This is a genomic window from Erwinia sp. MYb416 (assembly GCF_037479575.1).
Taxonomy (GTDB): Bacteria; Pseudomonadota; Gammaproteobacteria; order Enterobacterales; family Enterobacteriaceae; genus Erwinia; species Erwinia rhapontici.
In genome coordinates this window covers 1-902 of sequence record NZ_JBBGYT010000059.1, presented here as the reverse complement: position 1 = coordinate 902, position 902 = coordinate 1, and the positions used below count along the sequence as shown (strand labels likewise).

The 902-nt window shown below is 55.1% G+C and carries 2 protein-coding genes; both read left to right on the top strand.

From position 1 onward, the window contains the following. A partial coding sequence (locus WH277_RS00530; protein ID WP_339503748.1) for a uroporphyrinogen-III C-methyltransferase occupies positions 1-148 on the top strand: 148 nt, incomplete at its 5' end. A gap of 2 nt (positions 149-150) precedes the next feature. Continuing rightward, on the top strand, positions 151-902 hold a 752-nt coding region (locus WH277_RS00525; protein WP_339503746.1), incomplete at its 3' end, for a heme biosynthesis HemY N-terminal domain-containing protein.

The window sequence follows — 902 nt, the reverse complement described above, 5'->3', positions numbered from 1 at the left end:
TGAGCTGAGCCAGCAGAGCGTATCAATGGATGTTCCGGAAGCGCTGCAAAGTCAGCCACTGCTGGATAAATTGATGGAGACACGCGTGCGTAACCTGCTGGCACAGCCAGCCGCACCATCAGCTTCGTCTCAGCAGCAGGGAGAATAATGATGTTGAAAGTACTTCTGCTGTTCCTGCTGTTAATTGCCGGTATTGTGCTGGGCCCCGTGATTGCGGGCCATCAGGGCTTTGTGCTGATCCAGACCGACAACTGGGATATCAAAACCAGTGTGACTGCACTGGTGATCATGTTGATCCTGACGCTGATAGTGATTTTGGCTATCGAATGGCTGCTCCGCCGTCTCTTCCGTACGGGGGTACGCACCCGCGGCTGGTTTAGCGGCCGCAAACGTCGCAGCGCGCATAAGCATACGAATGCGGCGTTGATCAAACTGGCTGAAGGTGATTATCAGCAGGTTGAGAAACTGCTGTCACGTAATGCCGACCACGCTGAACAACCGATGGTGAACTATCTGCTGGCCGCCGAAGCTGCACAACAACGCGGTGACGAGATACGTGCCAATCAACATCTGGAACGTGCTACCGAATTAAATAACGGTGACCCGCTGCCCGTAGAGATCACCCGTGTACGTATTCAACTGGCACGTAATGAAGATCACGCCGCACGCCACGGTATTGATCGTCTGCTGGAGATTGCGCCACGCCACCCTGAAGTCCTGCGTCTGGCTGAACAGGCTTATCTGCGTACCCATGCCTGGGGCGCATTGCTGGATATTCTGCCTGCAATGGAGAAGATTCAGTTGGGTGATGAAGCCCATCGCCTCGATCTGCAACAGCAGGCATGGCTGGGGCTGATGAGCCAGGCCATGGCCGATCAGGGCAGTGATGGTCTGAAGCGTTG